A 20,160-nucleotide genomic window follows, 5' to 3' on the forward strand; every position below is an offset into this window, starting at 1 on the left:
CTCGCGATAACGATCGATCAGACAATACAACCCTCAAGCCAAAAGCATCCGCCGCAACTCGACACAATCGCGCGCATGCCAATCCGTCAGCTCCGGCCATGGATTGTCCGGCAGGTTCACCAGCACTGTCCGCGCCCCAGCAGCACGCCCGCAGTCCAGGTCGAAACGGTAGTCACCGACCATCACCATCGTCTCAGGTGCCACGTTCCAGGCCTCGGCCAGTTTCAACAGGCCACCGGGATGAGGCTTGGGCGGTGCTTCGTCGCGGCCCAGCACATCTTCCACGGCGAAACAGTCCGCCAGGCCGATGGCTTCAAGGGTCACGTGGGCCAGCTCGCGGGCGTTGCGGGTCAGGATCCCCAGGCGAACGCCACGCGCCGCCAGTTCGCGCACCAACTCGACCGCCCCCGGTGCGGGCTTGGAGCCCAACGCCAGGTCCCGTTCGTGCTCCAGCAGCCAGGCATGCTTGGCCGCGGCTTCATCGGCCGGCAACGCCGCCAGGTGGGTGAGGATGTCATCTTCGGCCGGGATCGCCAGGGCCACGCGAATCGCCGCGAAATCATGCACGGCGATGGTCAGCGTGCCGTCCATGTCGAATACCCAGTGTCGAACGTCGGCCAGGCTCATGCCCAGTCCTTGCGGTGGCGGATCAAGCCTTCCTGGGTCACCGAGGCCACCAGTTGCCCGGCGCGATTGAACACGCTACCACGGGAAAACCCGCGGGAATTGCCAGCCCACGGGCTGTCCATCGCGTAGAGCAACCAGTCATCGGCGCGCAGGTCGGCGTGGAACCACAAGGCGTGGTCGAGGCTGGCGACCTGCATATCCTTGTGCCACACCGATTTGCCGTGGGGCAGCAGCGAAGTGGTCAACAGGCCGAAGTCCGAGGCGTAGGCCAGCAGGTATTTGTGCAACGCTGGCGAATCGGCCAGGGCGCCATCGGCGCGGAACCACACGTACTTGATCGGATCGGCCGGTTGCGGGTTGTAAGGGTCTTTTTCGGTGACCGGGCGCACCTCGATCGGCTTGGGGCACAGCAGTTTTTCGCGCATGTGCTCAGGCAACAGGTGCGCGCGCTGCTGGGTCAGCTCCAACTCGGACGGCAGGTTCTCCGGCCCGACGACTTGCGGCATGCTGCTCTGGTGCTCAAAGCCCTGTTCGTCATACTGGAACGACGCACTGCAGGTGAAAATCGGGTTGCCCTTCTGGATCGCCGTCACCCGGCGGGTGCTGAAACTGCCGCCATCACGCACCCGGTCCACCTGGTAGACCACCGGCAGTGCGGCATCACCCGGACGCAGGAAATAACCGTGCATTGAGTGCACATGACGCGCCTCCTCCACGGTCTGGCTGGCCGCCGATAACGACTGACCCAGCACCTGGCCACCGAACAACTGACGGAACCCCAGGTCCTGGCTGCGACCGCGAAACAGGTTTTCTTCGATCGGTTCCAGGGTCAGCAGGTCGACCAGATCTTCCAACACGTGGCTCATTCAGACTTTCCTCACACAGCGCAACACCGCGCAGTCTGCGCTGCGGCGGTGGATCGATTGTTGGCCCGAGCCATTGTGGCGGGCATTGTAAACGTCCGTGTCGGCTAACCGTGCAGGGTCTGTAGCCACTGTTCACGGTTGATGCGATAGAGCACATGGTGACGCAATGGATGCCCGACCGCGAGCTTTGGGTGTTCGAAGTCGTCAGCCGGATCGTGCTGCATGCCGATGGCCTGCATGACCTTTTGCGACGGCAGGTTATCCACAGCAGTGAACGCCACCACTTCGTCCAGCAACAACTGGTCGAAGGCGCAGCGCAGTGCGGTCCACGCCGCCTCGCTGGCATAGCCCAGCCCCCAGTGCTCCCGCGCCAGACGCCAGCCGATCTCGATGGCCGGTGTGAACGGCGCGTCGAACCCGACCACACCGAGCCCGGTAAAGCCAATGAAGGCCCCGGTGTCCTTGCGCTCCAGGGCCCACAAACCAAAACCATGCTCGGCGAAATGCCCACGCACGCGACCGATCAGGGCGGCGCTTTCCAGGCGGCTCAAGGGCGCGGGGAAATAACGCATCACCTGTGGGTCTGCGCACATGGCGGCAAATTCCGGCAAGTCCTCGTCACGCCACTGCCGCAACAGCAGCCGTGCGCTTTCCAGTTCCAGTATCGGCTCCATCTTCACTCCCCTTCCATGCCCCAGAGTCTACAACGCTGGTAGGATCCGTCACATAATCACCACTGAAAACACCATGCCGCTGCCACTGATCTATCACGAAGACTACAGTCCCGAATTCCCGGCGGAACATCGCTTCCCCATGGATAAGTTCCGCCTGCTGCGCGATCACCTGGTCGACAGCGGCCTGACCCGCGACGCCGACCTGCTGCGCCCGGCGCTGTGTCCGCCAGATATCCTCGCCGTGGCCCACGACCGTGGCTATATCGAACGCTACATGGGCGGCGAGTTGTCCCGCGAAGACCAACGGCGACTCGGCCTGCCCTGGAGCGAAGCCCTGGCCCGTCGAACGGTACGCGCCGTGGGCGGCTCGCTCCTGGCCGCCGAACAGGCCCTTGAGCACGGTCTGGCCTGTCACTTGGCCGGCGGCACCCATCACGCCCATTACGACCACCCGGCCGGGTTCTGCATTTTCAACGACCTGGCGGTGATCAGTCGCTATTTCCTGGCCAGCGGTCGGGTCTCGCGGGTGCTGATTTTCGATTGCGATGTACATCAGGGCGACGGCACCGCTCGAATACTCCATGACACCCCCGATGCCGTGACAGTTTCCTTGCACTGCGAAAAGAATTTTCCCGCACGCAAGGCCCAAAGCGACTGGGACATCCCCTTGCCCATGGGCATGGGCGACGCCGCTTACTTGAAGGTGGTGGACGATGCGCTCAACTATCTGCTGCCGCTCTACCAGCCCGACCTGGTGCTGTACGACGCCGGCGTCGATGTCCACAAGGACGACGCCCTCGGTTACCTGAAGCTGACCGACGAAGGCCTCGCCGCCCGGGACGAGAGCGTCATGCGCCATTGCCTGGGGCGCGACATCCCGGTGGTCGGCGTGATCGGCGGCGGCTACAGCAAGGACCGCCAGGCCCTGGCCCGTCGCCATGGGATCCTGCACCACAGCGCACAAAAGGTCTGGTCGTCATCAGGTTGTCATTGAACGCTGGGCGCGTTACCCACAATGCCTGTGGGCCGGCCTGTGGATAACCTGAGCGAAACGGCCTACAGGCTGTGTTGACTATAGCTTGCGCAGTCCTGGTTGTTTTTTGATCAGCTCTCAAGAGCACCTACCTACTCCTGTGGGAGCGGGCTTGCTCGCGAATGCGGTGCGCCAGTCGATATTTATGTCACTGACACACCGCATTCGCGAGCAAGCCCGCTCCCACAGGGATCTGTGCTGGTAGAATGCCCCGCCTATTCCAGCCCCCACAGTTCAAATCATGACCTCGACCGCCAAGCCTTCCACACCGAACATCGCCATCATCGGCGGCGGCCCCGCCGGCCTGATGGCGGCCGAGGTGTTGAGCCAGGTCGGGGTCCAGGTCGACCTGTACGACGGCATGCCATCGGTGGGCAGGAAATTCCTGCTGGCTGGCGTTGGCGGCATGAACATCACCCACTCCGAAGCCTTCCAGGCCTTCCTGTCCCGCTATGGCGAACGCGCGCCGAACCTCGCGCCGCTGCTGCGGGCATTCGGTGCGGATGAGTTATGCACATGGATTCACGGGTTGGGCATCGACACCTTCGTCGGCAGTTCCGGGCGAGTGTTTCCCACCGACATGAAAGCCGCCCCGCTGTTGCGCGCCTGGCTCAAGCGCCTGCGTGATGCCGGCGTGGTGATCCACACCCGTCATCGCTGGCTCGGTTGGAACCCCGATGGCAGTTTGCGAATAGCGAGTCCGGAAGGTGAGAAAACACTACGCCCCGACGCGACACTGCTGGCACTGGGCGGCGGCAGCTGGTCACGCCTGGGCTCTGACGGCGCCTGGATGCTGGCGCTGGAACAGCGCGGCGTGGCCCTGGCACCGTTGCAACCGAGCAACTGCGGATTCGAGGTAGAGGCCTGGAGCGACCTGATGATCAGCAAATTCGCTGGCGCCCCGCTGAAGAACATCGCCATCGGCCTGAACGACGATGTGCCGCGCCTCGGCGAATGCGTAATCACCGCCACGGGCATCGAAGGCAGCTTGATCTATGCGCTGTCGGCAGCGATTCGCGAAGCGATCAACCAACACGGCAGCGCAACGATCCACCTGGACCTGCTGCCAGGGCGACCTGTGGACAAAATCCAGCAAGCCCTGGACAAACCTCGTGGTTCACGCTCGATGGCCAAGCACCTGCACAGCCAGTTGGGCATCGATGGGGTCAAGGCGGCGCTGTTGCGCGAGCTCACACCCGCCGATTGTTTCGCTGACCCGGCGCGGCTGGCCCAGGCGATCAAGGCCTTGCCGGTCACCCTGGTAAAGACCCGGCCTTTGGACGAAGCCATCAGCAGCGCCGGTGGCGTGGCGTTCGAAGCCCTGGATGAACGCCTGATGCTCAAGCAAATGCCTGGCGTGTTCTGCTCTGGGGAAATGCTCGATTGGGAAGCGCCGACCGGCGGCTACCTGCTCACGGCGTGCTTTGCCAGCGGCCGGGCGGCGGGATTGGGCATGGTGGAGTGGTTACAGCGCCTGGATTGAAGATCGAGGAGCGGCCATCGCGAACAGGCTCGCTCCCACATTCGACCGAGTTCTTTCAGAAAGAATGCGATCACTGTGGGAGCGAGCCTGCTCGCGAAAGCGGTTTATCAGATAGAGCAGATCATCAAGGCTTACGCTTACGCGGCCCGGTATTGAACACCGGCACTTTTCGCACAGGCTTGACCGAGGGTTCCACAGGCGAGGAATCGCCGCTGTCCACCCACTTGCCCAGGTTGCGCTTGCCACCACCGCCCGAGGCCTTTGGTTTCTTCGGCTTTTTCGGTTTCTTGATGACCTGGCCACTGGCATCAGTGTCCGGCACCCGATGCTCAGGCTCGAAGTCCTGCTCCATCTGCCGGGGCAATGTCTGACGGGTCAGCATCTCGATGGCCGACAGCAGATTCACTTCGTCGGCGCAGACCAAAGAAATCGCCTGCCCTGTAGCGCCCGCCCGACCGGTACGACCGATACGGTGGATGTAGTCTTCGGCGACGATCGGCAGGTCGAAGTTCACCACCAACGGCAAATCCTCGATATCCAGGCCACGGGCGGCGACATCGGTGGCCACCAGGATCTGCACTTCGCTGGCCTTGAAGCGGTCCAGGGCACGCTGGCGGGTGGCCTGGGGCTTGTCACCGTGGATGCCGTCGGCGTTGACGCCCAGGCCCTGGAGTTTTTCCACCAGCGCATCGACGCCGTTGCGCGTCTTGGCAAAGACCAGCACCTGCTTCCACTTGTTCTTGCGCATCAGGTGCACGAACAATTCCGGCTTGCGCTTCTTGTCCACCGTCACCACCCATTGCTTGACGGTGTTGGCGGCCACGTTGCGCGGACTCACTTCGATGCTCAGCGGATCGTTGAGCATCTGCCCGGCCAGCAAGCGGATCGCATCGGAAAAGGTTGCCGAGAACAACAGGGTCTGGCGCTTCTTCGGCAGGGCCTTGTAGATATTCGCCAGTTCTTCGGAGAAGCCCAGGTCGAGCATACGGTCGGCTTCGTCCAGCACCAGGGTCTGCAACTGGTTGAACTTCAACGCGTTCTGGCGGAACAAGTCGAGCAAGCGGCCCGGCGTGGCGACCAGCAGGTCGACGCCTTTGCGCAGCTTCATCATCTGCGGGTTGATGCTGACGCCGCCGTACACAGCGTAAGTGCTCAGCGGCAAGTTTTGCGCGTACTGACGCACGCTTTCATGGACCTGTTCGGCCAGCTCGCGGGTCGGCACCAGGATCAACGCCCGCACCGAGTTGGCCGCGACTTTCGGTCCCTCGGTGGTCAGCAGTTGCAACAGTGGCACGGCGAAACCGGCGGTCTTGCCGGTACCGGTCTGGGCGGCGGCCATCAAGTCGCGACCGGCCAGCACTGCCGGCATGGCTTGGGCCTGCACCGGAGTCGGGGTCTGGTAACCAAGCGTCTCGAGGGCGCGCAGCAAGGGTTCGATCAGGCCAAGGGTGGCGAAAGTCATGGAAATACCGTAGGAAAAATCAGCGCAAGGTGTGCAATGCGCGGCAGTTTACCCTAAATCAGGATGTGGCCGGCGCAGGCTTGGGTTTGCGCCACTGGGGCAAGCCGATCAACACCACCGCACTGATGATCACCAGCATCGCCAGGGCTTCTTCGATGCCGATGGTCTCACCGGCGAACACAATGCCCAGCAACACCGCCACGGCCGGGTTGACGTAGGCATAACTGGTGGCTGCCGCCGGACGTACATGCTTGAGCAGGTACATGTAGGCGTTGAAGGCAACGATCGAGCCGAAGCAAGTCAGGTAAGCCAGGGCGAACCAACCTTCCAACGGCGGAATACTGTCCAGATGCTCACCGCTGGCCACGCTGCCGATCAACAGCACCACGCCACCCACCAGCATTTCCACGGCGCTGGCCATCGCCCCCGCCGGCAACGGCAGGTGCTTGCTCAGCACCGAACCGAAGGCCCAGGACGCTGCCGCGAACACCAGCAAGGTCGCGCCCAACGGGCTCGATTGCAGGTTCGAACCGAGATTGAGCATGGCGATGCCGATCAACCCCAGCACAATCCCCGCCCATTCCAGACGGGTATTGCGCGCGCCCCAGAAGTAGCCGCAGAGCAGGGTAAACAAAGGTACCGTCGCCACCGCCAGCGCAGCGACCCCGGATGCCACGCCCGTGTGCTCGGCCACACTCACCGCACCGTTACCGAAACTGAGCAACAGCACGCCAATGATGGCCCCGGCCTTCCATTGCGCCCAAGTCGGTGCCGGCGCTCCACGCCAGCGCAGGAAGCCGTACATCAGCGAACCGGCCAGCACGAAACGGATCCCCGCCAGCAACAGCGGCGGCCAATGCTCGACACCGATGCGAATCACCAGGTAGGTCGACCCCCAGATGACGTACAAGGCGAAAAAGGCAGCGATCAATGGCAAAGGAAAACGGCGTGGGCCAGGCATGGTCGGCTCGAAGTCAGGACAATGAGAGACGCTATTCTAGAAAGGCGACAGACGGAAAATAAGTTACAAAACCTGTTTATCCGACCCATACACTTTTCAAAGCACGGAGATAAACGCTATAAACCATGCTTTCGAAAGTCATGTCATCGGAAGCCAAACCGTGGATAAATACGACCGCATGCTGCTCAGCGCTTTGTTGGAAAACGGTCGTGCGTCCTACGCCGAACTGGCCCGCAAAGTGAACCTGTCGGCCCCCGCCGTGGCCGAGCGAGTCAGCAAGCTGGAAACCAGCGGCGTGATTACCGGCTATCAGGCCAAAGTCGACATGGCGAAAATCGGCCTGCCGATCCAATGCGTCATCGAACTGCGGATGGACCAACACGGTAAACAGAAGACTTACGACGAACTGTGCAAGATCCCACAACTGACCGAATGCCATCGGGTGACCGGCGATCCGTGCGTGATCATGCAAGCGGCGGTCGGTTCTATGCCGGAGCTGGAAGAGCTGATCAACCGCATCGCCAAGTTCGGCTTCAGCAAGACCTCGATCGTGCTGTCCAGCGCCATTGAAAAGCGTGTGCCGTTGGGGCAGTTGGAAGGCAACGGGAAATAAACGACCCAACACAAATCAAAACTGTGGGGGCGAGCCTGCTCGCGATTGCGGTATGTCAGTCGACATTGATGTTGGCTGATCCAACGCTATCGCGAGCAGGCTCGCTCCCACAGTTTTTGTTTTGTGGTGTGCTTAGAACCCGCGATGCCGCTTGAGATGCTCGTTGATCTTCGCCGCCGGCACTTTCTGCAAGCTGCACAGCAAATCATGGGACAACTCCCGCAGCCCATGCTTTTGCCGCAGTTCCGAGGCCAGGTGCGCGGTGAGGTTGGCGGCCATTTCGGCGTCGGCCATGGCCCGGTGAGCCTGGCCGGTGTGGGGCAAGCCAGCGAACGCGTTGAGGGTGCCGAGTTTGTGGTTCGGCGCCGCCGGCATCAGGCGCCGGGCCAGCAACAGTGAACAGGCAAAATTCTGCAAGCGGGTGCGTTTGATTCGCCCCAGTTCGAAGTCCCAGAACTTCTGGTCGAACGCAGCGTTGTGAGCCAGCAGCGGCGTGATGCCGACGAACTCGTTGACCTCGTTCATCACCTTTTCCGCCGACGGTGCGCTGCGCAGCATGGCATTGCTGATGCCGGTCAGTTGCTCGATAAACGCCGGGACGCGCACGCCGGCATTCATCAGGCTCTGGTAGCGGTCGACGATCCGGCCCTGCTCAAGGATCACCACGGCAATTTCGGTGGCCCGACAACTGCTGCTTGGCGTGATGCCGGTGGTTTCAAAGTCGATGACTGCGATGCGTTCCAAACCTGTCTGAGCTCCGTAAAAATCAATTCTTGAGCAGCAAGGCGCCTTCGATGGGCACGTAGCGGCTGGCGGCGCGGATCAGCGAATTGGCGGTCAGCCCCGGCACGCCATAGGCCACAGCCTGGACGCCGTGCTTTTGGATGATGCGCTCGAGCAGCATGTCGAAATCGCCGTCACCGGAGGCCAGCACCACTTCATCGACGTGGTCGGCGGCGTCCATGATGTCGAGGGTGATGCCCACGTCCCAGTCGCCCTTGGCCGAGCCGTCGCTGCGCTGGATGTAGGGCTTGAGCTTCACGACAAAACCCAGGTTGCGCAGGATCTGCTGGAATTGCTGCTGTTTGCTGTCGCCGCGATCGATCGCATAGGCGTAGGCCTCGACGATCTGCCCCTGCTTGCTCACATCGGCCCACAGCGCGGCGTAGTTGAAATGGCAACCATAGGCCTGGCGCACGGTGTAGTAGAGGTTCTGGACATCGGCGAACACTGCAATTTTTTTCACCGCGTTTCCTCTTGGATGCACACGCACGCAGACCACCAGGGCCGAAAAGTTGCCCAGTATGCCAGTCTGAAGGATTGTTCCGCGAATAATCGGCCCGAGGCGCCAGGGCGCCCCGGACGAATGGTGGGTCAGACGAAGGAGTCGTCGTCGCCGAAGAAAGAAGAATCGTCGCTGTAGTCCGCGTCGCTGAAACCACCCTGGTCATTGCCATAGGTGTCGTTATCGGCCACCCGCTGATCATCACCCCAGCCGTTGTCGCTGCTGTTGGCAGTGTCGTTGACCGGTTGGGCCGGCTCTTCCTTGATGACTTCGACGATTTCCTGCGGTTGCTGGCCGCTGTGGAACAGGCTGCTGATGCCTTGGGCCAGCATCACGCCGCCGGCCACGCCCGCTGCGGTTTTCAGGGCGCCGCCCAGGAAGCTGCTCGCTGCCGGGGCCTGCTGTTGCGGTGCGCCGTAATTGCCGGGCGGCGCGCCGAAGCCCTGTTGGGGCGGAGCATTGAAGGACGACGGCGCCGGTTCGCGCCAGCCGCCCCCACTGGAGGCCGGCGGGCTCGATGGGCGTGAATCCCGCGAGCTGCCACCAAAAATACTCGAGAGAAAACCACCGCCGCCGCTGGGCGCCGACGTCTGTTTGCGGGCCTGTTGCAGCTCGGCCTGCAATTGCTCGACTTGCTGGCTCAGTTGCTTGTTCTGTTCATCAAGGCGCTTGATCGCGGCCTCCTGCACCAGAATCGCCTGGGCCATGAAATAGCCCGCCGCTGGCTGGCTGACCATGTGCTCCTTGATCCGCGCCTCGGCCTGGGCGTCACGCGGGGCTGATTCCTTTTCGGCCTGTTGCAGCCGTGAAAACAGTCCATCGATCAGGGTTTGTTCTTCGCTGTTCATGGCGACCTCGTTAGATTGCCGGGTAGAAACCATTCCGATCCCGAAGACCGGTGCCCACCAGTAATGGGGCTCGCCAAAAAGGTTTCAATGGTCTTTACCTGATGTTTACGTTTGCTTGTGCGGGCGCCTGATCGGTTAAAGTGTCGAACCGCTTTTTTGAACTGCGATACCGACTCATGAATCCGTTTGACGTGTTGCGCGACTCTTTGTATTTCTTCAAGCGCCATCTGGGCCGGATCGCCCAATTGTGCCTGCCGTTGGTCATACTCGAGGCTGTGCTGCAGCAAGGCGTGGACAACGCCGTCGGCCCCGAGGGTTTCCCCGGCTACAGCGTGATCGTCGGGCTCCTGGTCTACCCCTTGTACACCGCCGCGTTGATCCTGTTTCTCGACGCCCGCAGCCGCGGTGAAGCGCCACGCACCCGTGACTTGCTCGCAACGGCCCTCACCCTGTGGCCACGCTTTGCCTTGCTGACGGCCCTCAACACGCTGTTGATCCTGGTGGGGCTTTCGCTGTACTTCCTGCCTGGCCTGTGGCTGATGGTGACCCTGGCCTTCAGTGAATACCTGTTGGTCCTCAGGGGCCTGACACCCCTGGCCGCGATGAAGGAAAGCCTGAACCTGTCCCGCGGCAACTTCTGGCGGATCCTGCTGTGCATTCTCGCGGTGATGGGCCCGCTATGGCTGCTCAAGGGCGTCAGCGTCTCGGTGTATCCGTCGCCCCAGAACCCCGTGCTCAGCCTGCTGATCGACAGCGTCCACAGTTTCCTGCAACTGTTCACCAGCGTGGTGCTGTTCCGCATGTTCATGTTGATCGAGGCCAAGCCTGATAACCGCTGATCGCACACTGCGAAGGCCCTGGGCTTGGGCTTGAGAACCGCTCTCGGTTATGCTCGGGAGCACTTTCGCGTTTCGCCCATAAGCCGAGCCATGACCCGTCTACTGCGCTACACCTTGCTGGGCCTGCTGTTGATCCTCAGCCTGGCCGCCCTGTCGATCTACGGCCTGACCTGGCGACCACAGCCCCGGGAAACCGTGCCGGTCAGTTGCACCGCCAACGCGGCACCGCTGGTGCCCGGCCAGGCGTTGAAGGTGATGACCTGGAACGTTCAGTTCCTCGCCGGCAAGCGCTACGTGTTCTGGAATGACCTGGCCCAGGGCGACGATGAAAGCCCGACCCTGGAAGACATGGCCTTCAGCCTCGACGAAGTGGCACGGGTGATCCGCGACGAGCAACCGGACATCGTGCTGCTCCAGGAACTGGACAAGGGCGCCAAGGCCAGCGATTACCAGGACCAGCTCAAGCTGTTGCAGGAACGCCTGGCCGACCTCTACCCGTGCGGCACCAGTGCCTTCGACTGGAAGGCCGACTTCATCCCCAACCCGCATATCTTCGGCAGCGTCGGCCGGCAACTGGCGACCCTGAGCCGCTACCGCATCGAACACGCCGAACGAGTACAACTGCCGGTGGCCGACGCCAACTTCATCAGCCGTCAGTTCCAGCCGAAAAATGCCTTGTTGGTGAGCTATCTGCCACTGAGCGATGGCGGCCAACTGGCGGTGCTCAACACGCATCTGGAACGGGCCACCGAGCCGGAAGAAACCCCGCCCAGACAAATCACCGCCGTCGCCAAGACACTGGATAAATTCGAATCGGCGGGCACGCCCTGGTTGATCGGCGGCGACTTCAACCAGTTGCCCCTGGGCCAGTACCGGCGCCTGCCGTCCGAGCAACGCACGCCCTACTCCGCCGACAGCCCCTTGCACCTGTTGTGGGACAAATACCCGATGATCCCCACCAACAACGAGGCCAGCGGCATCGACCGCGAACACTGGCTGACCCACTACCCGAACGACCCCGGCCTCAACGGCCCCGACCGCACCGTCGACTACCTGTTCTACAGCCCGCGGATCAAACGGGTTGAAGCTCAGGTAAGGCAGGACGATACCTTGCGCATCTCCGATCATTTGCCGGTGATTGCGCGGTTCTTGTTGCCGGCAATGCCATGAACGGAGTGTCACCATGACGGTAATCGCCCTGATCAACCCCGAGAATGACCCGCACTTGATCGCCGACTGTTTGATCAGCGCGGACGGTCCGGACATGCGCAAATCGATGTCTGTATGGGTTCCTTCACTGGGGTTGATACCCACTGATTGGCATGACGCCGACGGTCCGTTTCATATCGCGCGCATGGGTCGAAAAACCTACATCCTGAAGAACAACAGCGGCATGCTCGCCTTTGCAGGGGATTGTCGATCGGCTTATGAATTCTGGGTGGCGCTGGCAGGGTCGATCGAGACAAAACTCAGCTATCAACCGGATGCCCTGATAGATGCCGACACGATCGACCAGGCTCTAATGGGCATGGGCAGGACCGCGGGTGCATTCCATATGCTGGGCGTTCTACTGGATGGAAAAGGTGCCAAGCGCGCCTACATCCACCGCCCCGAAGCCACGATAACCACCAAGAACTTTGGAACCTGCTATCTAGCCGGTTCCGGGACACACCATCTCAGGCACCAGATCGAAACGGAAGACGAACGCTTCGCTTCCATCGAGGAGTGGCCCTGGACGCATATCTCGCCGACTGAAGAACTGGCGGAATCACTGTGTTCCAACATGCTGTATTACGAATCCGACATCAACAACGGGCGCAAACCCAATACCCCATTCATGACCGGTTCGGCGGATTTTATGAATGGTACGGCATTAAATCCGCCGGGATAAAACCCACGCCACCCAGGATCGACTTGAATATCCTGGTCAAGGACGATGCCCTGTACCTGACCCGGCTCCATTTCTCCGAAAGCACTCATCCGCCTGCGGGTAACCCTAATTTCAAAGGGTCGCAAGTCATCTTGAAGGTCTTGACGTTCTGCCTGAGAACACAGGAATTCGACCCACACCGACTTTTCGACAACCTGGCGTTCACATTCGAGCAGGTAGAGGGCGTACTCATCGAGCGGTTCTTCAACCACTACGATAGAGATGCAAGCTCGCCGCTAGCGGACCCCAGAATTTCAGGCATTGTCCCGGCGGACGTCCTGCAAAAGGACTTTGGCCATGGCTTGTCGGTCAAGAGAGTTCGCCTGACCGTATCGGTCAATGGATATGCCGTTGTAAAGGGCGTGACCGAAAGCGACGAATCCCTCGCACCGGCCAGGATCCAGTATGCCAACGGTCAGGTATCAGTGGCCTTCAGCGAAAAAATAGGTCTTTTGATTGCAGATATCGTCTCGAGGCATCTGAAATAGTCTTTGTGATACAGGGCACTAGGGTTTACGCGGCTTGACCCGCGCCGTCGCCTCCGCCACCAGGGGGTCGTCCGGCCAGTAATGCTTGGGATAGCGCCCCTTGAGGTCCTTCTTCACCTCGGCGTAGGTGCTGCGCCAGAAATTCGCCAGGTCCTGGGTCACCTGCACCGGTCGCCGCGCCGGTGACAACAGGTGCAACTTGACCGCCTGCCGCCCGCCGGCAATGCGCGGGGTGTCGGCCAGGCCGAAGAGCTCCTGCAAGCGCACCGCCAGGATCGGCGGGTGCTCGCTGTAGTCCAGCCGGATGGACGAGCCCGAGGGCACGCTCAAATGGTGCGGCGCCAGTTCATCCAGGCGTTGCGGCAGGGGCCAGGGCAACAGGTTGTGAACGATGCTGGACAAGTCCAGGTTGGCGAAGTGACTGAGGCGCGAGACTCGCCCCAGATACGGCATCAGCCAATGTTCGAGACTGTCCAGTAACGCCACGTCGCTGACATCCGGCCACTCGCTCTCGCCCTTGGCCTCCAGGTCCAGGCGACGCAGCAGCGCCACCCGCGCCTGCCATTGCCGCAGTTCCGGGGTCCAGGGCAACAATTCCAGGCCCTTGCGACGCACCAGGTTTACCAGGGCCTGGCTACGGGCTGACTCATCCAGGCCGATCAATGGCTCGCGGCTGAGCACCAGTTCGCCGACCTTGCGCTGGCGCTCGGCACGCAGCACACCTTCACGCTCGTCCCAATCCAGTTGATCCACAACACGGACTTGCTCGGCCAATACCGAATCGAACAACGCTGGGTCGAAATCCGTCGCCAGGTAGATCCGCTCTTCCCGCTGGCCATGGCGGCTGCCCAGGTCGGCGATCACCAGCCACGCTTGTTTCATCAGGCTGTCAGCTTCGGCAAACAGCGCAGCACGGCCATTGGCCAAGCGATATTCCGCGCCGCCGGGCCGGCGCTGCTGGGCGACGCGGTCGGGGTAGGCCAGCGCCAGCAACGCACCGAGCCAGCGCGGATGCTCGGGGTCGGCCACCGCTTCTTCGGCCTTGCCCCGTAGATAACCGCGATACTGCCGGGCCAGTTGCCGCGCCCGCTGCACCCCACCCTGGGCGCCCCGCGCCGCCCGTTCTTCGCCGGACAACAAGGCCAGGCGACTGTGCAGATCCGCGCCGGCGCCGCGCAGAATGTCGCGCTCGCCCAGCAGCGCAGCGACGTTACAGGCCATGTCCGCCAGCCCGAGCGCCTGGCCGCGCAGCAGCAGATGCGCGATACGCGGGTGGGCCGGCAGTTCGGCCATGGCCTGGCCGTGGCGGGTCAGTTGCTCGCCCTCCAGCGCGCCCAGGCGTTGCAGCAGATCCTGGGCCTGGGCATATGCAGCGGCCGGCGGGACATCGAGCCAGACCAATTGCTGCGGCGCCACACCCCAGCGCCCCAGTTGCAGGGCCAACCCGGCCAAATCCGCCGAAAGAATCTCCGCACTGCCGTAAGCAGCCAGTTGTTCATGCTGGTCTTCGGACCACAATCGATAGCACACGCCCGGTTCCAATCGACCGGCCCGTCCGGCCCGCTGGGTGGCGCTGGCCCGGGAAATGCGCTGGGTGTCGAGACGGGTCATGCCGCTGCCCGGGTCGAAACGCGGCACCCGCGCCAGGCCAGCATCGATCACCACCCGCACGCCGTTGATGGTCAGGCTGGTTTCGGCGATGTTAGTGGCCAGCACCACTTTGCGCTGGCCCGGTGGCGCAGGGTCGATGGCGGCGCGTTGGGCCGCCAGGTCCAGCTCGCCATGCAGGGGGCAAAGCAGCACATCGGTGTTTTCACCCAAGGCCTCGGCCAGTTGTTGATGGACCCTGCGGATTTCCGCCTGGCCGGGCAAGAACACCAGGACGCTGCCGGTTTCATCGTGCAGCGCTTCCAGCACGGTCTGCACCAGTCGCGGCTCGATGAATTCACCGGGTTGAAACGGCCGCCCCCAACGCACCGCCACCGGGAACATACGCCCTTCGCTGCGCAGGATCGGCGCATCGTCCAGCAACCCGGCCAGGCGCTCCCCTTCCAGGGTGGCGGACATCAGCAGAATCTTCAGCGGCTGGTCGTCACGAAACAGCTCTCGGCCGTTGAGGCTCAAGGCCAAGGCCAGGTCGGCATCGAGGCTGCGTTCGTGGAACTCATCGAAAATCAGCAGCCCCACGCCTTCCAACGCCGGATCATCCTGCAAGCGGCGTGTGAGGATGCCTTCGGTGACCACCTCGATGCGGGTCCGGGGCCCGACCTTGCTGTCGAGGCGAATCCGGTAGCCGACGGTTTCACCGACCTTTTCCCCCAGTTCACTGGCCAGTCGCTCGGCCGCCGCCCGTGCCGCCAGGCGCCGGGGCTCGAGCATCAGGATGGTCTGCCCGGCCAGCCAGGGCTCGTTCAGCAGGGCCAGGGGCACACGGGTGGTTTTACCGGCACCGGGCGGCGCCTCGAGCACGGCTTCGTGGCGTGAGGCCAAGGCTTGACGCAGGGCGGGTAAAACTTCATCAATCGGCAAAGAAATCATGCTGGCTCCAAAACAGAGGGCCGAGTATAACGGCGAACTGTTTAGCGTGGTCTGGACTCCAACCAGCAACGCCTTTACCTGTTCAGGAGATTGCTATGCGTATTCCCTTTCGCGTGATCGGTGGCGTGCTGGTCGCCTCCCTGCTGACTCAGATCAGCGCCTGTGGCTCGATCTTCTACCCGGACCGTCGCGGCCAGATTGATGGCAAGATCGACCCGGCGATTGCCGCGCTCGATGCCGTCGGCCTGCTGTTCTACATCATCCCTGGCCTGATCGCCTTCGCCGTGGACTTCGCCACCGGCGCCATTTATTTCGAACCGGGCAAAAGCGTCCAGATCGAGCCAGAAAAACTCAAGCCGGCCATCAACCCCGATGGCACCGTCAATAACCACAAGTTGCAGGCGATCCTGGAACACGAACTGGGCCGCAGCTTCCCGCTGGACGATCCACGGCTGATCCAGCACAAGGGCAGCGCCCAGCAACTGGCCGCGCTCGGTCTCAAACCGGCCGCATGACCGGCGCCACAGAAGGAACGACCGCGCCATGACCGCCAGCACCGAACACGCTCGCCTGCTACGCCTGGCCACCCGGGCCTCGGTGGCCGTGGCACTTATCCTGGTCGTCGCCAAGGCGTTGGCCTGGTGGCTCAGCGGCTCGGTGAGCATGCTCGCCGGGCTGACCGACTCGGCACTGGACGGCGTCACCTCGCTGCTCAATCTGCTGGCGGTGCATTACGCCCTGCGTCCCGCCGACGATGACCATCGCTACGGTCACGGCAAGGCCGAGTCCCTGGCCGGGATGGCCCAGGCGCTGTTCATCGGCGGCAGTGCGGTATTGATCGCCTTGCAGGCCTTCGAACGCCTGAAAAACCCGGTGCCGGTGGACGCGCCCTGGCTCAGCGTCGGCGTAATCGTGTTTTCCCTCGGGCTGACCCTGGCTTTGTTGGCGTTGCAGCATCGGGTCATCCGCGCCACCGGCTCCAACGCCGTGCGTGCCGACTCGCTGCACTATCGCTCCGACTTGTTGCTCAACGGCAGCATCCTGGTCGCCCTGGTATTGGCGGGGTTCGGCTGGTATCAACTGGACGCCTGGTTCGGCCTGGGCATCGCGGCGTACATCCTGTGGAGCGCCATCCAGATCGCCCGGGAAAGCTTCGCGGTGCTGATGGATGAGGAACTGCCGCCCGACGTCAGCCAACATATGCTGGAACTGGCCTGCGCCGTGCCCGGCGTGCTCGGTGCCCATGACCTGCGTACACGGATTTCCGGCAACCACTGGTTCGTGCAATTGCACCTGGAATTGCCAGGGGATTTGACCCTGTCAGTGGCCCACGGCATCAGCGACCAGGCCGCCGATGCTATCCACAATGCTTATCCAAAGGCCGAAGTGCTGGTGCATGCCGATCCTTCGGAAGTGGTGAAGCGCGCCAGCGCTTGATGCCCAACACCCGTGGCGAGGGAGCTTGCTCCCGCTCGGTTGCGCAGCGACCGCAAGATCCTGGGCCTGCTGCGCAGGCCAGCGGGAGCAAGCTCCCTCGCCACAGGGAACTGCTTCTATACCGTGTGATCAGTACGTCACCTGATACCCACGACTGCTCAAGCAACTGCCCTGGGCCTGCCGATAGGTCTGCACCACTTCCGGCGCCGGTGGATAGGTGTAGTTGCGCGGATCGAAACCACTCTGCTGCACCGCCCAGCGATAGCAGTCGTAGCCATCCTGATTGACCTGCTCGGGGGACTGGCCGTTGGCCGGATAGGCCACCACGTCAAAGCTGTTGCCCTGAGGCTGAGGTTGCGGGTTGGCCACAGGCGGCTCGACCACGACGTAATCCTGGGTATTGGCTTCGTAGATGTAATAGGCACCCGCAGCGAGGAAGAACAGCGAACTGCCGATCCAGACCTCACGGGCATAATCGGGCAGATAGCGGGTGCGAATGCCCCGTGGTGGCTGCACGACGACATACCGCGGTCCTTGCGGGCGATACCAGTAGCCGCCCGAATAGAAATAGTCCTGGCCGCGATAAGGCACGCGGTAGTTACGATCCGGGAAACGGTCGATCACATAACCGGGACGGTATTGCGGTCCCGGCCCCCAACCGTTGCCGTGGCCACCCGGTCGACCGGGCCAATGCTGATCGGGACGGCCGTCATGGTCAGGTCGCGGACCTGCGTTCGGATAGCCGTCATTGCGACGAGGGATGTCGCGGTAATATCCCGGTTGCGGTTCGCGGGTCTGGGTCACGCTGTCGGGCCGGCCCTGGATCGGCAGGTTGTTGCCAGGCTGCGGTTGCGGGCGGCCATGGCCGTTGGGGTCTTGAGGTCCACGATCATAATGTTGGCCGCCCTGGTACGGCGGCTGCGGCTTGACCTCGAACTGACGACTGTTGTCGCCCCGGATGATTTCGTTGCTCTGCGGCCGCGGCTGGCCCGAGTAACCCTGGCCGTTGCCGCCGCGCCCGTCCTGCCCGCGACCGCCGTCCGGGCCGCCTCGGTTTTGCTGATCGTCGGCCATTCCCTGCGCACTGACACTTGCCCACAACAGACCAACACCTGCCAAACGCCAGATGCGCGACTTCATGAAATTCCTCACAACGGTTCAGGGCCTGAAGATAAGACTGGAAAAGCCCAGGCCGGTTCTGCGACAGATTATCAGCCACGGGGTTTATTTCGCAGGCATTAAAAAAGGGAGGCCCGTCGGCCTCCCCTTGAGAATTTCGTCCGTGCTCGACGCTTATGACGTCGGCTCACCTCACGCCGTCTTCTGGACAGTGTGCAGCTCGGGGGCCTGCCAGTACCGGTGGGTACTGCGACCGCAGCCGGCCTGATTGGGCGGGCTGCACTGGACTGTTTGTCCGAGCAGTGATCTTGGTGGTAAGCATAAGCCTGGAGCGTCGATGGATGATTGCGAAGATTGCGGAAATAAACATCACTTGCGCAATTTTTAACCCAGGATAGATAATCTGCCGCAATTATCAAGATAAAGGCCCGACCGATGAGCAAACTCGACCGTTACGACCTGAGCATTCTGGCGGAATTGCAGCGCGACGCGCGCATCTCCAACCAGGAACTGGCCGAACGCATCGGCCTGTCGCCCTCCCCCTGCTCGCGACGGGTCAAGCAGTTGGAGGATGACGGCTACATCACCCGCCAGGTCGCCCTGCTCGACCGCAAGCTGCTGGGCCTGAGCCTGACGGCTTATGTGCTGATCGGCATGGACCGCCACACCCCTGAACGTTTCGAAAACTTCGAAGCCGCCATCCGCAACCTGCCGCAAGTGCTGGAATGCAGCCTGGTGACCGGGATGGACGCGGACTACCAGCTCAAGGTGGTGGTGCCGGACATGGACCATTACCAGAAGCTGTTGCTGGGGCACCTGACGCGCATCGATGGCGTTACCAGCGTGCGCTCGAGTTTTGTGCTGAACCAGGTGCTCAACAGCACTGAACTGCCGTTGACTCATCTGCGTAGCTGACTGCTTTTGTGGCGAGGGGATTTATCCCCGCTGGGCTGCGCAGCAGCCCTGAAGAAGTAAATTCAATCTTCCTGGCACACTGAGTTGCTTGGTTTAGGGGCCGCTTCGCAGCCCAGCGGGGATAAATCCCCTCGCCACAAAATCTACAGCACGCGACGAATAGCTGCGACACACCGCCGCAGGCCAACCCCTCGCCCGCCCCCCATGCCGTATACTCGCCGCGCCTTTTCAACCCAGCTCACGTCGGAGTGTCCTGATGGATCCTGCTGTTTTCGAAGAGTGGATGATGACCGGCCTGGTCAGCATCCTGATCATTTTCATGGGTTTCATCGTCTGGGACCTGGCGAAGAAGTCCAAGGCCGGGCGTTTCGGCTCGTTCATCCTGTTTTTCGTGCTGGGCCTCGGTGTGGCCGCATTCGTCATCAAGAGCGTGGTGATTGGCCTGATCGAATCCGGGACGCTATAAGCGCGCCGGCACTTCTTTCCACTGGCCCTGGTCGAGCCCTTCGATCGTCCAGTCGCCGATCCTGACACGCACCAGGCGCAATGTCGGCAAGCCCACGGCGGCGGTCATGCGTCGCACCTGACGGTTGCGTCCTTCGCGAATCACCAGTTCCAGCCAGCTCGTGGGCACGCTTTTACGAAAACGTACCGGCGGATTGCGCGGCCACAATTGCGGTTCGTCCAGTTGGCGGGCCTCGGCCGGCAAGGTCATGCCGTCGTTCAACTCCACCCCGGCGCGCAAACGCTGCAATTGCTCGGCACTCGGCTCGCCCTCCACTTGCACCCAGTAGGTCTTGGCCAGCTTGTGTTTGGGATCGGCAATGCGTGCCTGCAGTTGCCCGTCGTTGGTCAGCAACAGCAAGCCTTCGCTGTCGCGATCCAGCCGTCCGGCCGGGTAGATGCCCGGTACGTCGATAAAATCCTTGAGCGTCGCCCGCCCCTCACCGTCACTGAATTGCGTCAGCACATCGAAAGGTTTGTTGAACAGGATCAGTTTTGGCTCGGCTGGCGGCGCCTTGGCCACACGGCGCGGCGCGGA

The 20,160-nt window shown here is 62.2% G+C and carries 22 protein-coding genes; 11 read left to right on the top strand and 11 right to left on the bottom strand.

The genetic code is table 11. From position 1 onward, the window contains the following. Positions 1–33 precede the first annotated feature (33 nt). The 3 genes from PSH86_RS26450 to PSH86_RS26460 all read right to left on the bottom strand — a co-directional run bounded on the left by PSH86_RS26450 (position 34) and on the right by PSH86_RS26460 (position 2,167). Positions 34–627 carry an HAD family hydrolase gene (locus PSH86_RS26450; RefSeq protein WP_116833512.1) on the bottom strand — a complete coding sequence of 198 codons (594 nt, stop codon included), beginning with the start codon at positions 625–627 and terminating at the stop codon, positions 34–36. After that, positions 624–1,493: an acyl-CoA thioesterase II gene (gene tesB / locus PSH86_RS26455; RefSeq protein WP_003185696.1), complete on the bottom strand. Its 870-nt coding sequence runs from the start codon at positions 1,491–1,493 to the stop codon at positions 624–626. The genes PSH86_RS26450 and tesB overlap by 4 nt, the downstream gene beginning before the upstream one ends. A gap of 104 nt (positions 1,494–1,597) precedes the next feature. After that, the gene (locus tag PSH86_RS26460; protein ID WP_116833514.1) at positions 1,598–2,167 is read right to left on the bottom strand and encodes a GNAT family N-acetyltransferase; all 570 of its coding nucleotides are present in this window, start codon (positions 2,165–2,167) and stop codon (positions 1,598–1,600) included. Positions 2,168–2,240: 73 nt separating this feature from the next. On the opposite strand from PSH86_RS26460, the gene PSH86_RS26465 reads away from it, so the two are divergent. Continuing rightward, positions 2,241–3,161, top strand: coding sequence for a histone deacetylase (locus PSH86_RS26465; protein WP_116833515.1), 921 nt, complete (start codon positions 2,241–2,243; stop codon positions 3,159–3,161). A gap of 280 nt (positions 3,162–3,441) precedes the next feature. Then, a complete protein-coding gene (locus PSH86_RS26470) occupies positions 3,442–4,683 on the top strand; it encodes a TIGR03862 family flavoprotein (RefSeq protein ID WP_305485988.1) in 1,242 nt (413 codons plus the stop codon). A 124-nt stretch (positions 4,684–4,807) separates the two neighbouring features. Here PSH86_RS26470 and PSH86_RS26475 read toward each other — a convergent pair whose 3' ends face one another. Further along, positions 4,808–6,145 carry a DEAD/DEAH box helicase gene (locus PSH86_RS26475; RefSeq protein ID WP_116833517.1) on the bottom strand — a complete coding sequence of 446 codons (1,338 nt, stop codon included), beginning with the start codon at positions 6,143–6,145 and terminating at the stop codon, positions 4,808–4,810. A 58-nt stretch (positions 6,146–6,203) separates the two neighbouring features. Beyond that, positions 6,204–7,106, bottom strand: coding sequence for a drug/metabolite exporter YedA (gene yedA, locus PSH86_RS26480; RefSeq protein WP_109756255.1), 903 nt, complete (start codon positions 7,104–7,106; stop codon positions 6,204–6,206). Between the two features lie 160 nt (positions 7,107–7,266). Between yedA and PSH86_RS26485 the strand changes: the two genes are divergently transcribed. Continuing rightward, complete coding sequence (locus PSH86_RS26485; RefSeq protein WP_109756256.1) at positions 7,267–7,719, top strand: Lrp/AsnC family transcriptional regulator; 453 nt, start codon at positions 7,267–7,269, stop codon at positions 7,717–7,719. A 132-nt stretch (positions 7,720–7,851) separates the two neighbouring features. On the opposite strand, the gene PSH86_RS26490 is transcribed toward PSH86_RS26485, so the two are convergent. The 3 genes from PSH86_RS26490 to PSH86_RS26500 all read right to left on the bottom strand — a co-directional run bounded on the left by PSH86_RS26490 (position 7,852) and on the right by PSH86_RS26500 (position 9,852). Beyond that, entirely contained in the window at positions 7,852–8,463 is a 612-nt protein-coding gene (locus tag PSH86_RS26490; protein WP_116833518.1) for a PolC-type DNA polymerase III, read from the bottom strand. Positions 8,464–8,485: 22 nt separating this feature from the next. Continuing rightward, positions 8,486–8,965, bottom strand: a complete 480-nt coding sequence (locus PSH86_RS26495; protein ID WP_053182045.1) for an NYN domain-containing protein — start codon at positions 8,963–8,965, stop codon at positions 8,486–8,488. A 128-nt stretch (positions 8,966–9,093) separates the two neighbouring features. After that, positions 9,094–9,852, bottom strand: coding sequence for a DUF2076 domain-containing protein (locus PSH86_RS26500; protein WP_163856523.1), 759 nt, complete (start codon positions 9,850–9,852; stop codon positions 9,094–9,096). Between the two features lie 176 nt (positions 9,853–10,028). Here PSH86_RS26500 and PSH86_RS26505 point away from each other — a divergent pair, with 176 nt between their 5' ends. The 4 genes from PSH86_RS26505 (at position 10,029) to PSH86_RS26520 (ending at position 13,109) form a co-directional block, all read left to right on the top strand. After that, positions 10,029–10,691: a YciC family protein gene (locus tag PSH86_RS26505; protein ID WP_109756259.1), complete on the top strand. Its 663-nt coding sequence runs from the start codon at positions 10,029–10,031 to the stop codon at positions 10,689–10,691. 90 nt (positions 10,692–10,781) lie between these two features. Then, positions 10,782–11,861: an endonuclease/exonuclease/phosphatase family protein gene (locus tag PSH86_RS26510; RefSeq protein ID WP_109756260.1), complete on the top strand. Its 1,080-nt coding sequence runs from the start codon at positions 10,782–10,784 to the stop codon at positions 11,859–11,861. 13 nt (positions 11,862–11,874) lie between these two features. Beyond that, on the top strand, positions 11,875–12,582 hold the full coding sequence (locus PSH86_RS26515) for a hypothetical protein (protein WP_305485999.1): 708 nt from the start codon (positions 11,875–11,877) through the stop codon (positions 12,580–12,582). Positions 12,583–12,605: 23 nt separating this feature from the next. Next, entirely contained in the window at positions 12,606–13,109 is a 504-nt protein-coding gene (locus tag PSH86_RS26520) for a hypothetical protein (protein WP_305486002.1), read from the top strand. Positions 13,110–13,127: 18 nt separating this feature from the next. Here PSH86_RS26520 and hrpB read toward each other — a convergent pair whose 3' ends face one another. Continuing rightward, positions 13,128–15,647: an ATP-dependent helicase HrpB gene (hrpB, locus tag PSH86_RS26525; RefSeq protein ID WP_305486005.1), complete on the bottom strand. Its 2,520-nt coding sequence runs from the start codon at positions 15,645–15,647 to the stop codon at positions 13,128–13,130. A 95-nt stretch (positions 15,648–15,742) separates the two neighbouring features. On the opposite strand from hrpB, the gene PSH86_RS26530 reads away from it, so the two are divergent. Both PSH86_RS26530 and PSH86_RS26535 read left to right on the top strand, forming a co-directional pair. Beyond that, positions 15,743–16,162, top strand: a complete 420-nt coding sequence (locus PSH86_RS26530) for a polyribonucleotide nucleotidyltransferase (RefSeq protein WP_109756263.1) — start codon at positions 15,743–15,745, stop codon at positions 16,160–16,162. 28 nt (positions 16,163–16,190) lie between these two features. Further along, the gene (locus PSH86_RS26535) at positions 16,191–17,084 is read left to right on the top strand and encodes a cation diffusion facilitator family transporter (protein WP_232201644.1); all 894 of its coding nucleotides are present in this window, start codon (positions 16,191–16,193) and stop codon (positions 17,082–17,084) included. 129 nt (positions 17,085–17,213) lie between these two features. Here the strand turns inward: PSH86_RS26535 and PSH86_RS26540 are convergent, their stop codons facing one another. After that, positions 17,214–18,224, bottom strand: a complete 1,011-nt coding sequence (locus PSH86_RS26540) for a DUF6515 family protein (protein WP_109756265.1) — start codon at positions 18,222–18,224, stop codon at positions 17,214–17,216. Positions 18,225–18,638: 414 nt separating this feature from the next. Between PSH86_RS26540 and PSH86_RS26545 the strand changes: the two genes are divergently transcribed. Then, complete coding sequence (locus tag PSH86_RS26545) at positions 18,639–19,118, top strand: Lrp/AsnC family transcriptional regulator (RefSeq protein WP_003185723.1); 480 nt, start codon at positions 18,639–18,641, stop codon at positions 19,116–19,118. Between the two features lie 256 nt (positions 19,119–19,374). After that, positions 19,375–19,584: a DUF2788 domain-containing protein gene (locus PSH86_RS26550; RefSeq protein WP_007937369.1), complete on the top strand. Its 210-nt coding sequence runs from the start codon at positions 19,375–19,377 to the stop codon at positions 19,582–19,584. On the opposite strand, the gene PSH86_RS26555 is transcribed toward PSH86_RS26550, so the two are convergent. Next, positions 19,579–20,145: a pseudouridine synthase gene (locus PSH86_RS26555; RefSeq protein ID WP_162893925.1), complete on the bottom strand. Its 567-nt coding sequence runs from the start codon at positions 20,143–20,145 to the stop codon at positions 19,579–19,581. The two genes, PSH86_RS26550 and PSH86_RS26555, sit on opposite strands and share 6 nt — an antisense overlap. Between the last annotated feature and the right edge of the window lie 15 nt (positions 20,146–20,160).

The sequence above is a fragment of the Pseudomonas sp. FP2300 genome (assembly GCF_030687595.1).
GTDB lineage: Bacteria > Pseudomonadota > Gammaproteobacteria > Pseudomonadales > Pseudomonadaceae > Aquipseudomonas > Aquipseudomonas bijieensis.

Bases quoted from the DNA above. Each gene is read 5' to 3' on its own strand.
- PSH86_RS26505 (WP_109756259.1), top strand. From the start codon at position 10,029: ATGAATCCGTTTGACGTGTTGCGCGACTCTTTGTATTTCTTCAAGCGC.
- PSH86_RS26550 (WP_007937369.1), top strand. From the start codon at position 19,375: ATGGATCCTGCTGTTTTCGAAGAGTGGATGATGACCGGCCTGGTCAGC.
- yedA (WP_109756255.1), bottom strand. From the start codon at position 7,106: ATGCCTGGCCCACGCCGTTTTCCTTTGCCATTGATCGCTGCCTTTTTC.
- tesB (WP_003185696.1), bottom strand. From the start codon at position 1,493: ATGAGCCACGTGTTGGAAGATCTGGTCGACCTGCTGACCCTGGAACCG.
- PSH86_RS26545 (WP_003185723.1), top strand. From the start codon at position 18,639: ATGAGCAAACTCGACCGTTACGACCTGAGCATTCTGGCGGAATTGCAG.
- PSH86_RS26510 (WP_109756260.1), top strand. From the start codon at position 10,782: ATGACCCGTCTACTGCGCTACACCTTGCTGGGCCTGCTGTTGATCCTC.
- PSH86_RS26460 (WP_116833514.1), bottom strand. From the start codon at position 2,167: ATGGAGCCGATACTGGAACTGGAAAGCGCACGGCTGCTGTTGCGGCAG.
- PSH86_RS26465 (WP_116833515.1), top strand. From the start codon at position 2,241: ATGCCGCTGCCACTGATCTATCACGAAGACTACAGTCCCGAATTCCCG.
- PSH86_RS26535 (WP_232201644.1), top strand. From the start codon at position 16,191: ATGACCGCCAGCACCGAACACGCTCGCCTGCTACGCCTGGCCACCCGG.
- PSH86_RS26475 (WP_116833517.1), bottom strand. From the start codon at position 6,145: ATGACTTTCGCCACCCTTGGCCTGATCGAACCCTTGCTGCGCGCCCTC.
- PSH86_RS26470 (WP_305485988.1), top strand. From the start codon at position 3,442: ATGACCTCGACCGCCAAGCCTTCCACACCGAACATCGCCATCATCGGC.
- PSH86_RS26450 (WP_116833512.1), bottom strand. From the start codon at position 627: ATGAGCCTGGCCGACGTTCGACACTGGGTATTCGACATGGACGGCACG.
- PSH86_RS26530 (WP_109756263.1), top strand. From the start codon at position 15,743: ATGCGTATTCCCTTTCGCGTGATCGGTGGCGTGCTGGTCGCCTCCCTG.
- PSH86_RS26540 (WP_109756265.1), bottom strand. From the start codon at position 18,224: ATGAAGTCGCGCATCTGGCGTTTGGCAGGTGTTGGTCTGTTGTGGGCA.
- PSH86_RS26515 (WP_305485999.1), top strand. From the start codon at position 11,875: ATGACGGTAATCGCCCTGATCAACCCCGAGAATGACCCGCACTTGATC.
- PSH86_RS26500 (WP_163856523.1), bottom strand. From the start codon at position 9,852: ATGAACAGCGAAGAACAAACCCTGATCGATGGACTGTTTTCACGGCTG.
- hrpB (WP_305486005.1), bottom strand. From the start codon at position 15,647: ATGATTTCTTTGCCGATTGATGAAGTTTTACCCGCCCTGCGTCAAGCC.